Annotated in this window: 19 protein-coding genes; 3 read left to right on the forward strand and 16 right to left on the reverse strand. The window is 57.8% G+C overall.

Annotated elements, in window-relative coordinates; all coding sequences use genetic code 11:
- The first annotated feature begins 49 nt into the window (after positions 1-49).
- Positions 50-1,027: an ABC transporter ATP-binding protein gene (locus H7F20_RS02000; RefSeq protein ID WP_185784473.1), complete on the forward strand. Its 978-nt coding sequence runs from the start codon at positions 50-52 to the stop codon at positions 1,025-1,027.
- Here H7F20_RS02000 and H7F20_RS02005 read toward each other — a convergent pair whose 3' ends face one another.
- The 9 genes from H7F20_RS02005 to pdxA all read right to left on the reverse strand — a co-directional run bounded on the left by H7F20_RS02005 (position 1,028) and on the right by pdxA (position 9,055).
- Positions 1,028-2,386, reverse strand: a complete 1,359-nt coding sequence (locus H7F20_RS02005) for a GntP family permease (protein ID WP_185784474.1) — start codon at positions 2,384-2,386, stop codon at positions 1,028-1,030. It abuts the gene before it with no gap.
- Positions 2,387-2,472: 86 nt separating this feature from the next.
- Entirely contained in the window at positions 2,473-2,928 is a 456-nt protein-coding gene (locus tag H7F20_RS02010; RefSeq protein WP_185784475.1) for a 3-oxoacyl-ACP synthase, read from the reverse strand.
- Between the two features lie 4 nt (positions 2,929-2,932).
- Positions 2,933-4,051 (reverse strand): FAD-binding oxidoreductase, encoded by a 1,119-nt coding sequence (locus H7F20_RS02015; protein ID WP_185784476.1) that lies wholly within the window; start codon positions 4,049-4,051, stop codon positions 2,933-2,935.
- Between the two features lie 43 nt (positions 4,052-4,094).
- Positions 4,095-5,450, reverse strand: coding sequence for an acetyl-CoA carboxylase biotin carboxylase subunit (gene accC / locus H7F20_RS02020; protein WP_185784477.1), 1,356 nt, complete (start codon positions 5,448-5,450; stop codon positions 4,095-4,097).
- A gap of 42 nt (positions 5,451-5,492) precedes the next feature.
- Positions 5,493-5,987: an acetyl-CoA carboxylase biotin carboxyl carrier protein gene (accB, locus tag H7F20_RS02025; protein ID WP_185784478.1), complete on the reverse strand. Its 495-nt coding sequence runs from the start codon at positions 5,985-5,987 to the stop codon at positions 5,493-5,495.
- Positions 5,988-6,013: 26 nt separating this feature from the next.
- Positions 6,014-7,009, reverse strand: a complete 996-nt coding sequence (locus H7F20_RS02030) for a beta-ketoacyl-ACP synthase III (protein ID WP_185784479.1) — start codon at positions 7,007-7,009, stop codon at positions 6,014-6,016.
- Positions 7,010-7,174: 165 nt separating this feature from the next.
- Positions 7,175-7,372, reverse strand: coding sequence for a 50S ribosomal protein L32 (rpmF, locus tag H7F20_RS02035; protein ID WP_015753456.1), 198 nt, complete (start codon positions 7,370-7,372; stop codon positions 7,175-7,177).
- A 4-nt stretch (positions 7,373-7,376) separates the two neighbouring features.
- Positions 7,377-7,910, reverse strand: coding sequence for a DUF177 domain-containing protein (locus H7F20_RS02040; RefSeq protein WP_185785793.1), 534 nt, complete (start codon positions 7,908-7,910; stop codon positions 7,377-7,379).
- A 74-nt stretch (positions 7,911-7,984) separates the two neighbouring features.
- Positions 7,985-9,055, reverse strand: coding sequence for a 4-hydroxythreonine-4-phosphate dehydrogenase PdxA (pdxA, locus tag H7F20_RS02045; protein WP_185785794.1), 1,071 nt, complete (start codon positions 9,053-9,055; stop codon positions 7,985-7,987).
- A 58-nt stretch (positions 9,056-9,113) separates the two neighbouring features.
- Here pdxA and H7F20_RS02050 point away from each other — a divergent pair, with 58 nt between their 5' ends.
- Entirely contained in the window at positions 9,114-9,713 is a 600-nt protein-coding gene (locus tag H7F20_RS02050; protein ID WP_185784480.1) for a riboflavin synthase, read from the forward strand.
- 38 nt (positions 9,714-9,751) lie between these two features.
- Here the strand turns inward: H7F20_RS02050 and H7F20_RS02055 are convergent, their stop codons facing one another.
- Both H7F20_RS02055 and H7F20_RS02060 read right to left on the reverse strand, forming a co-directional pair.
- Positions 9,752-10,840, reverse strand: a complete 1,089-nt coding sequence (locus tag H7F20_RS02055; protein ID WP_185784481.1) for an acyltransferase family protein — start codon at positions 10,838-10,840, stop codon at positions 9,752-9,754.
- 3 nt (positions 10,841-10,843) lie between these two features.
- Positions 10,844-12,676, reverse strand: a complete 1,833-nt coding sequence (locus H7F20_RS02060; protein ID WP_185784482.1) for a sodium:solute symporter family protein — start codon at positions 12,674-12,676, stop codon at positions 10,844-10,846.
- Between the two features lie 67 nt (positions 12,677-12,743).
- Here H7F20_RS02060 and H7F20_RS02065 point away from each other — a divergent pair, with 67 nt between their 5' ends.
- Positions 12,744-13,502, forward strand: a complete 759-nt coding sequence (locus tag H7F20_RS02065; protein ID WP_185784483.1) for a sulfite exporter TauE/SafE family protein — start codon at positions 12,744-12,746, stop codon at positions 13,500-13,502.
- Positions 13,503-13,606: 104 nt separating this feature from the next.
- On the opposite strand, the gene H7F20_RS02070 is transcribed toward H7F20_RS02065, so the two are convergent.
- From H7F20_RS02070 to H7F20_RS02090, 5 genes are all read right to left on the reverse strand, one after another.
- Positions 13,607-14,452 carry an endonuclease/exonuclease/phosphatase family protein gene (locus H7F20_RS02070; protein WP_255443949.1) on the reverse strand — a complete coding sequence of 282 codons (846 nt, stop codon included), beginning with the start codon at positions 14,450-14,452 and terminating at the stop codon, positions 13,607-13,609.
- Between the two features lie 73 nt (positions 14,453-14,525).
- A complete protein-coding gene (locus H7F20_RS02075; protein ID WP_255443950.1) occupies positions 14,526-15,320 on the reverse strand; it encodes a dienelactone hydrolase family protein in 795 nt (264 codons plus the stop codon).
- An 82-nt stretch (positions 15,321-15,402) separates the two neighbouring features.
- Complete coding sequence (locus tag H7F20_RS02080) at positions 15,403-15,816, reverse strand: DUF6691 family protein (protein WP_185784484.1); 414 nt, start codon at positions 15,814-15,816, stop codon at positions 15,403-15,405.
- Positions 15,817-15,818: 2 nt separating this feature from the next.
- On the reverse strand, positions 15,819-16,376 hold the full coding sequence (locus H7F20_RS02085; protein ID WP_185784485.1) for a YeeE/YedE family protein: 558 nt from the start codon (positions 16,374-16,376) through the stop codon (positions 15,819-15,821).
- A gap of 109 nt (positions 16,377-16,485) precedes the next feature.
- Positions 16,486-17,733 (reverse strand): FAD/NAD(P)-binding oxidoreductase, encoded by a 1,248-nt coding sequence (locus H7F20_RS02090; protein WP_185784486.1) that lies wholly within the window; start codon positions 17,731-17,733, stop codon positions 16,486-16,488.
- Positions 17,734-17,892: the final 159 nt, after the last annotated feature.

Below are 17,892 nucleotides of genomic sequence, written 5' to 3' on the forward strand. Positions count from 1 at the left end.
ATCAATAATCCCCCTGGAAATCCGTTTCTTAGAAGCGGATTTTTTGTTTATGCTGACAGTAAGTTCACTTAGTTTCGGATACGAGTCGGAAACCGTCCTGGAGGATATCAGTTTTAGGCTGGACCCGGGGGAGCTCATCGCGGTCATGGGCGAGAGCGGCTGCGGGAAAAGTACCCTGCTCAAGCTCATCTACGGGGAACTCCCCTTTGAGCAGGGCAGCATCCAATGGAAGGACCACCCGATCAAGGGCCCTGCCTACCAGTTGCTGCCCGGTGCCCCCTTTATGAAATACCTTGCACAGGACTTTGACCTGATGCCTTTTATCAGCGTGGAGGAAAATATCGCCAAGTTCCTGTCGGTGCACTACCCGGAGGAAACTGCCCGGCGCACCGAAGAATTGCTCGATTCCATGGAACTCGCCCCCTACCGTTCCAAACAGGTCCGCTTCCTGAGCGGGGGCCAGCAGCAGCGGGTCGCCCTGGCCCGGGTGCTCGCCCAGAAGCCTGAACTCCTGTTGTTGGACGAACCCTTTGGCCATATCGACCATTTCCGGCGGAACAAGCTCAGGCGAAACCTGTTCGAATACCTGAAACGCGAAGGGATCAGCTGCCTTTGTGCCACCCACGACTACAACGACGTCCTGCCCTTTGCGGACCGCGTGATGGTTCTCCGGGAAAAGGGCATCCTGGACCTGCGTCCGACTCAGGAGATCTATGAGCAACCCGCCCGACTCTATACGGCGTACCTCCTGGGAGAAGCCAACCTCATCCCGATTGACGTCCTGAAATCCTATGCACAGACTACCCGGAAAATCATTGTCTATGCGCATGAGCTCCGGGTATCCCACAAATCGGGCCTGGAAGTGGACGTACAGCTTTCCTATTATATGGGAAGTTATTACCGGGTATACGGGAAGATGGAAGGGGAGAAAGGGGTTTATTTCAATTCCGAAAAACCCCTGGCCGCCGGGGAAAAAGTGTTCCTGAACGTGTCCCTGGAGACCATCAACAAGCGCCTTCCGATCTGATCAGGCGAAAAACAGGGAGCAAAGGTACACCCCAAGGTCTGCGGTACACCCCAGCACCAGGGTCCCTCCGGAAAAAAGCCGGTATCCCGTCTTGACATCCATCCCGCTCATCTGAGTTACCACCCAGAAAAAACTGTCATTGGCATGCGACACTACCGAAGACCCGGCTCCCAGCGCCACAACTGCCAGGGCCTTTTCGGCTTCGCTTTCCAGTCCGAGGGAAGGCATCATGGGTAGCAGGATGGAGGCCGCGGTGATCAGGGCCACCGTGGAAGATCCCTGGGCGGTTTTCAGGGCAGCTGCCAGGACAAAGGGCAACAAAACGCCAAACTGGTAATCCACCAACAGGGTCCCCAGGGATTCGGCAATCCCGGAACGCTGGAGGATGGTGCCGAAGATCCCCCCGGCCCCGGTAATCAAGAGGATGGTGGCCGAATCTCGCATGGCCTTCCCCACCCATCCGGAGGCGGAGAGCATGGAGGCTTCAAACCGGGCCGGGAGCAAAAGGGAAAGGAAAAACCCGATCAGCAGGGCGATAAACGGCTCCCCCAGGAAGCCTACCAGCGCATAGGTCGTCCCTTCCCCCCCGCCCATCACGGACTTCAGGACGATGAGCAGGATCGGGACCAGGATGGGCAGGGAAGCCTTGAAGAAACCAGGAGCCTGCTTCCCCCTGTTGTCCCCGGTAACCGGTTTGCCGGGATCCGGAGCATCATCCGATGCGACAGCCACTACTTCGGCCTCTCCCGGATCGATATAGGTTTTGGCCGCATACCGGCTGGCAAAGAGGATGGATACGGCCAGGGCCAGCAGGCTGACCGGCAGGCCGAACAGGATGACCAGGCCGAGGTCGGCGTCCAGGATGCCGGCAGCGGCAATCGGGCCGGGTGTTGGCGGGACCAGGGTATGCGACACCATCAGGCCCAGGCCCAGTGCAATGGCCGCCCCGGCCAGGGAGATCTTTGCCCCCCGGCTCAGACTTTTGGCGAGGGGGTCCAGCAGCATAAAGCCACTGTCGCAAAACACGGGGATGGATACCACGTACCCCAACAAGCCCATGGCCAGGGGGATCCGCCGGCGGCCAATCCAGCCAAGCACCTTTTCTGCGAGGGTCTGGGCGCCGCCGCTGTGTTCCAGGAAGGCCCCGATCATAATCCCCAACACGATGATCAGGCCGATTTTACCCAGGGTATTCCCAAACCCGTCATTGACCGCAGTGATCAGTTCATCCCCGGTCATGCCGGCAGCCAGTCCATAGACCAGGGAAACCAGTAGGAGGGCGAGGAAAGGGTGCCATTTGAGGCGGGCCGTCATCAGGATAATGGCCAGCACGGCCAGGAGGAGGTACGCTAATTCCATATCGCGGGGGACCGGGCGGTTTGTTGGCCGGTCGGTTATTCCCCCTTAATATCCGTTAAAATCGCGAACTATGGAAATCCGGGGCCTCAGTGATGGGCTTCGATCCGGAATGTCCCCGAGGGCAGGGTCACCGAATCCCCGGGTTGTTTGCCCATAAATTGCATCCCGGCAGGGCTGGCAGGGGAGATACAGAAATAGCGCGTCCCGTCCACCTCGGTGGCGCCTGCCCCGATCCCGATATAATACCATTGGCCTGCACAGCGGACCAGGCTGCCAGGCCCCAGGGGGCCGGTGGCGATGGCCGGCCTGGGCAGCCGCTGCGCATCGCTCTCGAGCCGCTCCGCTTCCCGGAGGGCCTGTGCCAGGCGTTCCTGTTCGAGTTGGATCATGGCCCGCCCGGTTTCGTGCTTGTCGCCGGAGGAGTTCTTGTCCTCAGCATCCAGGGATTCCCTGAGGTCCGCAAGCTGCCGCCTCAGGCGGGCAGTGCGCTCCTGCACATAGTGCTGGCAGAACTGGTAAAGCTGTTGTTTGATTCCCGTCATGTCTTCAGGTATTGACCAACCGGGCCAGGCTTTCGCCTACATGGCTCCCGATGGCTACCCCCATCCCCCCGAGGCGGACCCCGCAGGCAACGTTGGTCGATAATTTCTTCACGATGGGTTTCTTCTGGGAACCCACCCCCATGATCCCGCTCCACCGGTGCGCTATGGCCACGGACTTCCCGGGGAGGATGACCTGCCCGAGCAGATCTTCCAGCGCCTGCTGGATCCCGGGCGTCTGCCCGAGGTCCGTGGTGGTCTCGCCGGCCTTGTCCAGGTGGCGCCCGCCGCCGAGCAAAATGCGCTCCCCCACATTCCGGAAATAAAAGTACCCTTCCTGCAGGTGAAAGCTCCCCCGGAGTTTCAGCCCCGGCACGGGCTGGGTAACCAGCACCTGCCCCCGGGCCGGGGATATCTCCAGGCCGGTAAGCGGCCCTGCAAAACCGTTGGTGGCCAGCAGCAGGTGCCGGACGGCAAATTCAAAATCCCGGGTGCCGATGACCACGCGGTCGCCCTGGTCTTCAAAACCGGTGACTTCCACCCCGTTCAGGATGGTGATCCCCGCCTCAGTGGTTTTGGCGATCAGCGCCTGCATCATCCGGCCCGTGTCGAGCTGTCCTTCCAGCCGGTTGCAGATCAGGTCGGGCAATATCCCTTGCATTCCGAAGCCTTCCCGGCGGATCTCGAAGGCCGGACGGCCAAATACGGGACTGAGCAGGTCATTGATGCGGTCCATGGAATCCAGGGCGGCTTCAAACCTGCCCGCTTCCCTATCCAGGAATACTTCGTATCCGCCGTAGGGCCGGTAATCGATTGCCTGGTCCCCGAGCCGTTCCCGCAGCCTTTGGATGCCCAGGTAGCGGTCCGAAACCAGGGCGGCGATTTCCGCGTCGCTGTGGCTGGCCTGGTCGTCAAGGATCTCGGTGAGGCTCCCGAAGCAGGCAAAGCCCGCATTCCGGGTGCTCGCGCCGCTGGGGAGGACCCCCCGCTCCAGGACCAGGATCCGCGCCCCCGGGTGGAGGGCCCGGAGCTCCAGGGCACAGGTCAGGCCGGTGATGCCGCTGCCCACCACACAATAATCCACATCGGATAGCCAGGATTCGATTTCCCAGTAGCTGAGGCTCATAGCAGGGGCGTTAATACGTTGCCGGGCTTGCGCCCGGGAAGGGTCAGTCTTCCTTGGGCTCCGGTTTCATCTCGAAGTCCTCCATGAATTTGGTGGTGTAGTTCCCAGCCAGGTAGTCCGGGTGGTCCATGAGCTGCCGGTGGAACGGGATGGTTGTCTTTATCCCTTCGATCACAAATTCGTCCAGGGCACGCTTCATTTTGTTGATCGCTTCTTCACGGGTCTGGGCCGTGGTAATCAGCTTGGCGATCATGGAATCGTAGTTCGGCGGGATGGTGTAGCCGCTGTATACGTGGGTATCCAATCGGATACCGTGACCGCCGGGGGTATGCAGCGTGGTGATGCGTCCCGGGGAAGGCCGGAAGCCGTTGTAGGGGTCCTCCGCATTGATCCGGCATTCGATGGAATGCAGGTTGGGGGTGTAGTTTTTCCCGGAAATTGGCACCCCGCCCGCCACGAGGATCTGCTCCCGGATCAGGTCGTAATCGATCACCTGTTCGGTGATGGGGTGTTCCACCTGGATCCGCGTATTCATCTCCATAAAATAGAAATTCCGGTGCTTGTCCACGAGGAATTCAACCGTCCCCGCACCTTCGTATTTGATGAATTCCGCGGCCTTTACGGCTGCTTTACCCATGGCATCGCGCAGCTTGTCGGTCATAAAGGGCGATGGGGTTTCTTCCGTAAGTTTCTGGTGGCGGCGCTGGATGGAACAATCCCGTTCCGAGAGGTGGCATGCTTTTCCATACTGGTCACCGATTACCTGGATTTCAATATGGCGGGGCTCCTCAATGAGTTTCTCCATATACATCCCTCCGTTGCCGAAGGCTGCTTCTGCCTCCTTGACAGCGCTTTCGAATTGCTTCTCCAGCTCTTCTTCCTTCCAGATAGCCCGCATACCCTTGCCGCCGCCGCCCGCAGTGGCCTTGATCATGACCGGATAGCCCATTTTCTTGGCAACCTTCCGGGCGTGTTCCGCGTCTTTCAGCAGGCCGTCCGAACCGGGGATGGTGGGCACCCCGGCCTCCTTCATGGTTTGTTTGGCGGATGCCTTGTCTCCCATCCGGTCGATCTGGTCGCCCGTGGCCCCGATAAACTTGATCTGGTGCTCGGCGCAGATCCTGGAAAACTTGGAGTTTTCCGATAGAAACCCGTAGCCCGGGTGGATAGCGTCCGCATTGGTAATCTCGGCAGCTGCAATAATGTTCGGGATCTTCAGGTAGGATTGGCTGCTCGGGGCGGGGCCGATACAAACCGCCTCGTCCGCGAAACGGACATGGAGGCTTTCCTCATCGGCTTTGGAATAAACGGCCACGGTTTTTATGCCCATCTCCTTGCAGGTACGGATAATACGCAGGGCGATTTCTCCGCGGTTGGCGATCAGAATCTTTTTAAACATAGTGCGCTTGTTGACTGTTAGTTAATACAGGTCGCCGCCGGTCTATGACGGGTCGATCAGGAACAAGGGCTGGTCGAATTCCACCGGGGAGGAGTCGTCTACCAAAACCTTGACGACTTTCCCGGACACTTCCGATTCAATATCGTTGAAGAGTTTCATGGCCTCGATCACGCAGAGAACGTCCCCTTTGGATATCGTGGCACCCACCTCCACAAACGGGGGTTTGTCCGGGGAAGGCTTCCGGTAAAAGGTACCGATAATGGGCGATTTAATGGTGATGTACTTGGAGTCTTCGCTCTTTTTCTCTGCTTCTGCATCGCCGGCAGGAGCCGCGGGGGCCGCTGGCGCAGGGGCCGGGGCTGCCTGGGGCATGGCGGGTGCCGCCATTGGGATCTGCTGGACATAGGTAGTTTCCCCTTCTTTGCCGGCAGCCCCGGTCCGGATCGTGATCTTGATGTCGTCCGTTTCCAGTTTGACTTCGCTGGCTCCGGATTTTGCCACGAATTTGATCAGGCTCTGAATTTCTTTGATATCCATGGTGTTCGGTTTAGTGGTGTTCGGTTTTATGAATCGTAAGCCCAGGTCAGGTAAATTGCCCCCCAGGTGAATCCTCCTCCAAATGCAGCAAAAATCAGGTCATCCCCCTTCTTCAATTGCTTTTCGTAGTCGCTGAGCAACAGCGGCAGTGTCGCCGAGGTGGTGTTCCCGTACCGCTCGATGTTCATCATGACCTTGGAATCCTCAAGGCCCATGCGGTTTGCGGTCGCATCGATGATGCGCTTGTTGGCCTGGTGGGGAACCAGCCAGTCCACATCCTCATGCGTCAGTTTGTTCCGCTCCATGACCAGGGCCGAGACTTCTGCCATGTTGGAAACGGCAAATTTGAATACGGATTTGCCGTCCTGGCGGACGAAATGCTTTTTGTCCCTGACGGTTTCAATCGTCGGGGGCATCAGGGACCCCCCTGCCTCGATCTTGAGGAATTGGCGGCCGGTGCCGTCGCTGCGGAGGTATTCGTCCTGCAGCCCGTAACCTTCCTCCGAGGGTTCGAACAACACGGCTCCCGCGCCGTCCCCGAAAATGATGCAAGTGGTCCGGTCTTCGTAATCGATGATGGAAGACATCTTGTCCGCCCCGATGAGCAATACTTTTTTATACCGGCCCGATTCAATATAGCGGGCTGCCGTGGACATCCCGTAGAGGAAATTCGAGCAGGCCGCCTGCAGGTCGTAGCCAAAGGCGTTGACTGCCCCGATCTCGGAGGCCACATATACGGCCGTGGAGGCCACCGGCATATCCGGGGTGGCAGTACCTACGATGACCAGTTCGATTTCGGCAGGGTCCAGGTTGCGTTTGCGGAGCAGGTCCTCTGCTGCCTTGATGGCGAGGAAGGAAGTCCCCTTGTCGGGGTCCTTGAGAATCCGCCGTTCTTTGATACCGGTCCGGGAGGTAATCCACTCGTCGTTGGTGTCTACCAGGGTTTCCAGAATGGCGTTGGTCAATCTGTATTCCGGCACATATGCACCCACAGCGGTGATCGCTGCTGTAATACTGCTCATTTATTGCTGTTTTTACAAGAGGAACCCTCGAAAACGGTTCAAAATTGGTGAAAATTAAGGATAATTTGGAACTTTTGCCGTATAAACTCCCTTTTTCAGGCCCTTTTCGGACATAAAAAAACTCCCACCTCAAAAAGTGGGAGTCCGAATATGATCAAACCCGATTTAAACGGCGCCTTCTTCGGTCTTGTCAACCAGGACCTGGCCGCGATAGTACAGTTTGCCTTCGTGCCAGTGGGCCCTGTGGTACAGGTGTACTTCACCGGTTGTCGGATCCTTGGCCAGCGTCGGGTTGGTTGCCTTGTAGTGCGTACGCCGCTTATCCCTTCTGGTCTTTGAGATCTTTCTCTTAGGATGTGCCATGCTGTTATTTTTTGTCCGTTAATAAATTTCGTAATGCATCCCACCTGGGATCCGTATCATCCTTTTTGTTCTTTTGTTCTTTTGGTTGCAACTCCTCGAGCTTCCGAAGGACCTCCGAATCGAGCGTCCCGTCTTCCACCCCCGGATGGATCCGTTTGGATGGCACGGACAGGACCAGCATTTCGTAAACATACTGGGCGATGTTAAACTGGTGTTCGCCATGGGGCAAGACCAGGATCTCATCGTCTTCGTCGTTGTAGGCATCCCCGAATTTTATCACCAGTGTCAGCATGCCTTCCACGGTCTGGTCGTAGGGCTCGTTGGTGATGTCGCAGGCGACATTCACAAACCCGGTTGCCCGCATCGTGAGCTCCATCATGTTGCTCATCTTCTCCAGGACTGCGCCGACCTCTATATCCGCGGAATAGAATTCGTCGTAGTCAAAAGAATCAAAGAACGTATTATCAATTTGATACTCAAAATGATGTTTCCCCTGTTTCAGACCCGAAAAAGGAATGTCGAATTCCTTGTTCTTCATCGTTCTCTCCATTCAATTAGGGCGTGCAAAGATATCCTTTTTTTGCTAAAACCCAATTATTCAATAAACTATTTCTACCGCTCCCTGCCCTTGCCCTGGCGTTTTAATTTGTGTTTTTGAAGCGGGTTGCTGGTGAGCTGCTCATACTCGCGCCGGTTCCTGAAAATCCGGATCCCGGTAAAAACGGCTTCCGCAAAGGAAGCGGGGTCCGCCTTCCCCTTCCCGGCAATATCATAGGCCGTGCCGTGGTCCGGGGAGGTCCTGACGCGGGACAGCCCGGCCGTGAAGTTTACGCCTTTCCCAAAGGCCAGTGTCTTGAAAGGGATGAGCCCCTGGTCGTGGTATCCTGCCAGGATGCCGTCGAACTCCCGGTAATTGTCCGAAGCAAAGAAGGTGTCTGCGGCGTATGGCCCGAATACCAGGTGGTTTTGGTCCCTGAGCTTTTTCAGGGCGGGTTTGAGGACCTCATCATCCTCCCTGCCGATAACCCCCTCGTCCCCGCTGTGGGGGTTGATCCCCAGGACGGCGATCCGGGGCATGCGGACCGCAAAATCCCGGATAAGGGAATCCTCCATGGCCTGGACTTTGGAGAAGATCAGTTTCTGGGTGATCAGGGCAGGGGCTTGGGCCACGGGTACGTGGTCCGTCATCAGGCCCACCTTCAGACCGTCGGTCACCATGAACATCAGGCTTTCCCCCCCGAGCTCCCCGGCGAGGTAATCCGTATGCCCCGGGAATTTAAACGCATCGCTCTGGACGGTTTTCTTGTTGATCGGAGCCGTGACCAGCAGGTCGATGTCTCCATTTTTGAGCGCTCCCACGGCGGCCTTCAGGGAGCGGATGGCGTACTCCCCCCCTTCCTTGCTGGGGTTGCCAAAAGCCACTTCCGGGTTGTCCTTCCAGACATTGACCACGTTGATCTTCCCGCTGATCGCCTCCCCGGCCTCCTGTATTCCCTGGAAACTCAGGTCCAGGCCAAAATGCGCCTTCTGGTGGGAAACCGTTTTGGCGGAAGCAAAAAATACCGGGGTACAGAAGTCGAGCATCCGGTCATCCTCGAATGTTTTCAGGGCCACCTCGCAACCGATCCCGCCCAGATCGCCGATTGATATGCCCACCTTGATATTTTGCCCGTCTTCCTCCATGAATAATGTACCTTTGTGCTGCTCAGAGCTGAGCAAAATTACTCAATTTAGCTGTACCATGTTTACCGGAATCATCGAAACCCTGGCCACTGTTTCCCACATACGGAAAGACCGCTCCAACCTGGATATCACCCTGGAATCACCCCTGGCCCGGGAATTAAAGATAGACCAGAGCCTCGCCCACAACGGGGTCTGCCTCACGGTGGTGGCCGTCGGGGAGGATAACTATACGGTGACCGCCGTGCAGGAAACCCTCAACCGAAGCAACCTGGGGAGCCTCCGGGAGGGCGACCGGGTCAACCTGGAGCGCGCCATGGTCCTGGGAGCCCGCCTGGACGGGCATATCGTACAGGGGCATGTGGACCAGGTGGGACATTGCACCCATATCGACCAGAAGGACGGCAGTTGGCTGTTTGGTTTCGAGTACGAGCCGGGGCCTGGTCGGATCACCATTGAAAAGGGTTCCATTACCGTCGACGGGGTCAGCCTCACCGTGGTAGACTCCGCCCCGGGGCATTTCAGCGTGGCCATCATCCCCTATACCTACGAGCACACCCGTTTCCGGGAATACCGGCCGGGAAGCCCCGTGAACCTGGAATTCGACATGATCGGCAAATACGTCGCCCGCCTGGTGGCGCCCCACCAGCCGGCAGACTGACGTTGCTTTCCTCCTGGCTTACACCCCTTTGAACCGTACTACACCTTGAAGAAGATCTTTTTCCGGTAGAGCCACCAACCCAGCAGCAGGTAGAAGCCCATGACGGTCAGGCCGTAGAGCAGGGACGACAGGGCCAGCGGGAGGAAGTCGTGCACATAGATATTCTGGAAAAGCCAGCCGTGTATGCCCTGGTCCCCGTCCACCTTGATCTGGTAAAACAGGCTGGACACAAAACTCGAGAGGAAATACACGGTGATGGCGTTGGCCCCCGCATACCGGAAGATACTGCCAAATTGCATTTTCTTCACGTCGGTCAGGTAATAGATCAGCGCCAGCAGCAGGTTGGCCCAGCCCGCGGTTACCAGCACGAAGCTGCTGGTCCAGAGCGCCTTGTTGATCGGGAATACCAGGCCCCAGATGGAGCCGGCCGCCAGCAGCGCCGCCCCGGCAAGGAGCATCCACTGTACCTTGTTGGCCCGGTCTGAAACCAGCACCCTTCCGGTAAATATCCCGAGCAGGGCGGAGGCGATGGCAGGCAGGGTACTCAATAGCCCCTCCGGGTCGTAATCCGGCTTATAGGTATGGCTCCCGAAGAGATGTACATCGATGTAATTGGCCCAGTTGTTGGGCACCCGCTCCAGGGAAGGCGGCTCCCCGCCCAGCGGGACAAAGGCCATCCAGACCCAGTAGCCCAGGAGGATGGCCACGGTGATGAAGACCAGGGTTTTTGGTTTGGTATGCAGGAATAAGAGGGACGCGGCCAGGAAGACCACCCCGATGCGCTGCAGGACTCCCGGGAACCGGATTTCGCTGAAGGGTTCAAAGAAGGGGGGCGAAACAATGAAGGCCCCCAGGAAAATCCCAAGCAGGATCAGTTTAAGGGTCCGTACCAGGATTTTTCGATAGGTGGCGGCGTCCGGCTGCTTATTGCGGTAGGCAAAGACAATGGAGGTCCCGACGATGAAGAGGAAAAAGGGGAATACCAGGTCGGTGGGCGTATACCCGTGCCATTCGGCATGGCGGAAAGGCGGGTAGACCGCCTGCCAGGTGCCGGGGGTGTTTACCAGGATCATCAGGGCAATGGTCAGCCCCCTGAAAATGTCTACAGATACGATGCGTTGTTTCATAAGCTATAGGATATCACCTTTGAGTTGTTGCCAGACCTTTGCCAGAAGCAGGCCGGCCACCACCACGGCAGCCGACAGGCCTGTCGCCAGTCCATAATTGCCATAAATCCAGTTGCCGGTTGCGAACATGCACCCGTACACCAGCACACACCCCAGCAGCATAGCCAGGATGCCCGCGGGGACGGTCCACTTCTTGCCGCCGTCCACGATGTTTTTGTCTTCTGCCCGCGCCTGGTTCAGGATCTTCCGCCATCCGGGACCCCCCGGCTGTGTCTTTTTGTAAAAGCTATAGAGGACCTCCTTTTTTTCCGGGGGTGTCAGCAGGGTGACCACCAGCCAGATGATTGTTACCACCAGGACGATGACGATAAACCGGGACCAGGAGGGCAGGGCGCCGGGCACGAATACCCCGGCCATGTCCGTATACCCGAACAGGGACTCCGACATATCCGAAAATGTCAGGTAGAGGCTGACAAAGGCCGCCGCAAACATGACGGAAATCTCGCTCCAGGCGTTGATCCGCCACCAGAACCACCTCAGGATATAAACCAGCCCGGTGCCCGCCCCGAACATGAGCAGGATCTCAAAAAGCTGGATGGCGTTGTTCAGCAGCAGGGCCAGGATGGCGCTGGCCACCATCAGGATGACCGTGGAGAGCCGGCCTATATTCACCAGTTCCCGTTCAGACGCATTTTTGCGGACGGTCTGTTTGTAAAAATCGTTGACCAGGTAGGAAGACCCCCAGTTGAGCTGTGTGGAAATCGTACTCATATACGCTGCCCCCAGGGAGGCCAGGACAAGGCCCAACAGGCCGCTGGGCAGCTTGGTAAGCATGGCAGAATACGCCAGGTCATTGCCGAGTTTGCTCTCTTCGATGTGGGGGAATGCCTCGTGGATGGAAGCCACGTCCGGGAAGACCACCAGGGAAGCCAGGGCAACCAGGATCCAGGGCCAGGGCCTTAGCGCATAGTGCATGATGTTAAAAAAGAAGGTGGATGCCACTGCGTGGTTTTCGTTTTTGGCTGCCAGCATCCGCTGGGCAATGTAGCCGCCCCCTCCAGGCTCGGCACCCGGATACCAGGAGCTCCACCACTGCACGGCCAGCGGGATGACCAGGATGGATATCAGGGCTTCGGTATCCGAAAAATCGGGCAGGATGGAGAGTTTCCCCTGGACGTTTTCGTGGTTGATCAGTTGGGTGATACCCCCCACTTCCGGCAGGTTCACCAAGTAGATGGAGGCCCAGATGGCACCGATCATGGCGGCAAAAAACAAGACAAAATCCGTATAGACCACCCCGCGGAAACCGCCAATGGCACTGAAGGTAACCGTGATGACCCCCCCGATGAGCAGCGTCTGTACGGAGGAAAGCCCCAGCATGATCCCGCCGATCTTGATGGCAGCCAGGTGGACGGCAGCCAGGGTGATGATGTTAAAAAACAGGCCCAGGTAGATGGACCGGAAACCCCTGAGGAAATGGGCGGGTTTCCCGCCATACCTCAGGTCGTAGAATTCCATATCGGTCAGCACCTCGGATTTGCGCCAGAGTTTTGCATATACAAATACGGTCAGCAGCCCCGTAAGCAGGAAGGCCCACCAGACCCAGTTGCCGGACACGCCGTTGTTCCGCACGATATCGGTGACCAGGTTGGGCGTATCGGTGGAAAAGGTGGTGGCGACCATCGAAAAGCCCAGCAGCCACCAGGGCATGCTCCTCCCGGAAAGGAAGTACTCCGTGGTGTTTTTCCCGGAGCGTTTGGAGACAATGATCCCGATGGTAAGGACAATGGTGAAGAACCCTATGATCAGGGCGTAGTCAAGGGTGCTGAGTTGCATAGTTTGGTCTAGGTTAGGGCTAAATATATTATTTTTTGGGATACCTTTAACCGACTTTCTTCAGCCCATGCCCCAGGACCTCCTCTTTTCAGAGCTTACCGCGACCGCCTGGATTCTGGCATTGCTGGCGACCTTCGTACAGGGTTTTTCAAAGGCGGGGATCAAGGGGACGGCCGTGCTTTCGGTCACCCTGCTCGCCCTCGCGCTGGGCGCCCGTCAATCTACCGGACTGCTGGTCCCCATCCTGATCGTGGGCGATATTTTTGCCGTCATCTACTACCACCGCCATGCCCGCTGGGAGTACATCGGCAAATTCCTTCCATGGATGATCGCCGGCATCCTGATCGGTGTCTGGACCGGGAAGGACCTGCCGGAAAACCTTTTCAAATGGGCCATGGCCGCTATCATCGTGGGGAGTGTGGCCGTGATGGCCTGGTGGGACCTGAGAAAATCGGAACGCGTACCCACGCACTGGGCGTTCGGGGGCTTTGTGGGTGTCCTGGCGGGTTTTACCACCATGGTGGGCAACCTGGCCGGCGCCTTCTCGAACATCTACTTCCTGGCCATGCGGCTGCCCAAGAACGCCTTTATCGGCACGGCGGCCTGGCTGTTCCTGATCATCAATGTTTTCAAATTGCCCTTCCACATCTTCGTCTGGAAGACCATCGACGCAGAGGTGTTGAAAATCAGCCTGGGGCTGCTCCCCGGCCTTGCCCTGGGATTGCTGTGCGGCATCTGGCTGGTGCGCCGCATCCGGGAGGGGTTCTTCCGGCGGCTCATCCTGATCCTGACAGCCCTCGGCGCCGTGCTCATCCTGCTGCGTTGAGGGTCGGGACGATGCGCGGGAAAAACGCCAGGCCGGGCACCCCCGGAAAGCCTCCGACCTGGACCCCTTTGTAAAGCGTCCCCTGGTGCAGCTGGTTCTCCCTGTTATTCCCCGGCAAAAGCCAGTCGCGCCAGCACCGGGAAATGGTCGGAGGGGAAGCCGGTGCCCGTAAATTCTGAAAGGACGGCGTTTCCGAGTACCCGGAAGTCCCCGGGGCCGGTAAAAATATAGTCGATCCGCCGGGTGGGTTCCCGGGTGCAGTCAAACCCGTTGAAGGTTCCCGCCGGCCCGTAGGTTAGCGCTCCCGCCAGGGTGTGGGTATCCGCCATGGAAGAAGCGAGCAGCCGGATGGGGGCCGATTCCGGTTCAAGGTTCAGGTCGCCGCAAAGCACCTGGGGAAGCCCTGCCGTATTCAAAGCCGCCATTTGCCGGAGGATGAGGTTCACGCTCTCCCGGCGTGCCACTTCGCCCACATGGTCAAAGTGGGTGTTGAACACGTAAAACTCCCGGCCCGTCTGCCGCTCCCGGAACAACCCGTAGGTGCAGACCCGATTCAGGGCCGCATCCCAGCCCTTCGACGGGACATCCGGGGTTAACGAGAGCCAGAAAGTCCCTTCCTTCAGGAGTTCCAGGCGGTCCTGCCGGTAAAATATCGCTGCGTGTTCCCCGGCCTCATCCACCTGGTCCCGTCCCCTGCCAAAGAAGGCGTAGTCCCCGAGGCCTGCGTCCATGTCCCGAAGCTGGTGGATCAGCCCCTCCTGGGTACCCACCACATCGGGGGCGTGCCAGGCGATCTGCGAGATGAGGAAGTCCTTGCGGTTCTCCCAGTTGTTCGGGGCGTCCCCCGGGTTGTCATACCGGATATTGTAGGACATTACGGAGAGTTGCTGGCTTGCAGCAGTGCCCCCTGCAAGGAGCATCAGGGTCATTACAATTCCTGCTTTATTCATTTTCGAAAGGATCATTAATTAGAAGGCGCCTGTGGCAGGCGGGGAACATTTTCCGGTCCCGCGTGAAAAGACTTTATCGGTCCGCCTTGCGGTGTGAAAACAACCAGGGGAGGAGTTCCGGTTCCGCAAAGGCGTAATCCCAGCTGTTGTGGTTGACCCTGTCGTACAGGGTGAACCCGGGCCGGGCCCCGGCGTCGAAAAGGGCCTGCACCATATCCAGGGAATGTTCCGGGGCGATCACCTGGTCTACCGCCCCGTGGAAGATCCAGAGTGGGATCTTCCCGGCGTAACCACCGACAGTTTCCGGCACACCCGCCCCGCAGATGGGGATGGCTGCCGCAAAAACACCGGGCAGGCGGTGCAATAGTTCAAAGGTGCCCATCCCCCCCATCGAAAGCCCCATCACATAGATACGGTCCGCATCCACATAGGGGGCCTTCCGGTATTGTTCCAGTAGGTCCATCACCAGGCCCAGGGAGCGTGTGGGGCCCTTTTCGTAGTGGAATTCCAACCCGATTGGGTAGGAGGACCGGTCGAGGTCCACCTGGGCCCAGTAATCGCTTGCTGCGCACTGGGGGGCCAGTACGATGGCCGGGAATGCACCGCGGTTGACCGGGGAGGTGAACAGGCCGCTCCCATGGGTGAGTTGCTTTTCGTTGTCCGATCCGCGTTCCCCTCCTCCGTGGAGGAACAGGATCAGCGGGTATTTCCGGGTGGCATCAAACCCCTCCGGCAGCAATTTACGGTAGGGAAGGGTGTCGGTCCCCTGGACAAAGGCCTCCCGGGAATAGGGGGAGGGCATCTGCGCCACCCCCTGGAAAGGGGCCGCCGCAAGGAGGATCAGGAAAAGGCATAGGCATCTCATCATGTCAAAGGTGTTGGTGTACCCCTCCAAGATAAGGAAATACCCGCATATCGATCTGAATCGGGGTAGTGCCCGGGCCGGGCCGCTAGTGGGGGAGCTTGTCGCGTAACAACCCGTAGAACCAGGTGCCCAGCAGGGAGCCGGCAATCACCACCAGGATGGGCAGGAAGCCCGCCCCGACAAGCGTGAACATCGGGCCGGGACACGCCCCCGCAAGGGCCCACCCCAGACCGAAGATAAAGCCCCCGATCAGGTAGCGCGGGACGCTTTTCTCCTTGGGTTGGAAAATAATGGACTCCCCGTACACGGATTTGATCCGGAACCTTTTGATGGCCCAGACGATCAGGACGCCCAGCACCACGGCCGTGCCGATAATCCCGTACATATGGAAGGCGTCGAATTTGAACATTTCGTAGATCCGGAACCAGGAGGCGGCTTCGGATTTAAACATGGTGATCCCGAAGAACACCCCGATCAGCAAATAGATGAAACTGCGCATGGTTAAAATATTAAGGGGAAGAGGAAATAAATCATGAGCATCCCGCCGGCAAAGAACCCGATAACGGCCAGCAGGGAGGGCCACTGCAGGTTGCTGAGGCCGGAAATGGCGTGCCCGGAGGTACACCCCCCCGCATACCGGGCCCCGAAGCCAACCATCAGCCCGCCAAGGGCCAGCAGGATCAGTGATTTGGGGTTGGTGAACTGTTCCATGGAATAGAGCTCATCGGGCAGGTAGGCCCCGCCGGCACTTTCAAACCCGAGCGATTGCAATTCCGCAACCGTATCCGGGTTGATCTGCACGGCCGCATCCGCGGTCAGGAAATTCGCCGCTATAAAACCGCCGATCACGGCCCCTAGCATTACCAGGAGGTTCCATTTCTGGGCAGCCCAGTCGAAGCGGAAAAATTCCGAACTGCGGTCGGCTCCGCACATGGTGCATAGTGTCCGCAGGTTGGAGGACATCCCGAAGTTTTTGCCAACCAGCAGCAATACCAGCATGACCAGGGCAATTGCAGCCCCGGAAACGTACCAGGGCCAGGGTTCATAGATCCATTCCATTCGTATGTGTTTTTGGTTTCAATTTTTTTCTTGTTTCAAACGGGGCAAAAGTACGCTGCCGGGACCGGCTATGCGGTAACCCAGGTTACACTCTTGCAGGGCCAGGGATTCAGACTTCCTTGCCTTTCATCATTTTGTTCCAGTAAAGGTAGGGAAGCCCATACTTTTTCAGCATCCAGAGCCTCCATGATTCTTTGGAGGAGTCCGTAATGAACATTTGTTTCAGTTTCGGGTCCGGGGTAAAGTTGTTGTCGTAGTCAAATTCGGCCAGGACCATTTTCCCGTAATCGGTGACCAGCGGACAGGAGGAGTACCCGTTGTAGGTCTTGTAGCCCAGGCCCTGCTGGGCCATCAGCCGATTGATGTTTTCGATCACCACGGGTACCTGTTTGCGGACCGCTGCCCCGGTCTTCGCAGTCGGCAGGCCGGCCACATCGCCCAGGCTGAAAACATTCGGGTACTTCTTGTGTTGCAGGGTATGCGCATCCACATCCACCCATCCGGACTCGTTGACCAGCGGGGAGTTCCGGACACAGTCCGGTGCCACCGACGGGGGTGCCGTATGCAGCATATCGTAATGGATGCCGGTCAGGTTGCCATCCGTCTCCGTTTTGATATCCTTGTGGTTGTATTCCTTCATGTGGTCCGCGAACTCATACCAGGCAATCCGGTTGGCCCCATCGATCCTGACGAGCTTGTAACCAAAACGCAGGTTGATATCTTTGCGGTCCACGACTTCCATCAGGGTCTTTTTGATTTCAGGGACCCCGAAAATGACCGTCCCCGGTGTCGCAAATACCACCTGGGTCTTGTCGCGGACCCCGGCTTTCCGGAAATAACTCTCGGCCAGGTACATGATTTTCTGAGGGGCCCCGCCGCATTTGATGGGCGTGGTGGGCTGGGTGAACAGGGCAGTACCGCCCTTGAAATTCTTCAGGACTTCCCAGGTGTGCTCCGGGTCCGTATAGTTGCTGCAGACCACATCCTTGTCGAGGATTTCTGCCAGGCCCGGCGTCAGGCTCAGGTCGTAGACCAGGCCGGGTGCGACCACCAGGTAATCATAGGTGTATTTGGCGCCGGAATCCGTCTTGACGGAATTGTTGGCCGGGTCAAAAGATGCCGCCGGTTCCTGTATCCAGGTTACCCCTTTGGGCATAACCGATGCCATGGGGCGGGCCGTCTTCTCGTAGGAATAGGTGCCAGCCCCGACCAGCGTCCAGGCTGGTTGGTAATAGTGGGTTTTGGCGGGTTCCACCAGGCCGATTTTCAGTTTTTTATCGGATCGCAGAAGGGTTGCTGCCGTCATGATCCCTGCGGTACCTCCCCCGATGATCAGAATTTCAAAATGCGTGTCCATATCGAACGGTTTTATACTGCAAGTTACCGTTTTATCGGGCAGGGTTATGTAACCCCTGTTACATTCTCTTTCAAATCCATGGCCCCGTATCACAGGGTCCCGGATACTATTGTAACTTTGGTTGCGGTCCCTGTTTCCTTAAAAGTGTAAGTTTAGGGG

Source organism: Robiginitalea sp. SC105, from assembly GCF_014243345.1.
Lineage (GTDB): Bacteria > Bacteroidota > Bacteroidia > Flavobacteriales > Flavobacteriaceae > Robiginitalea.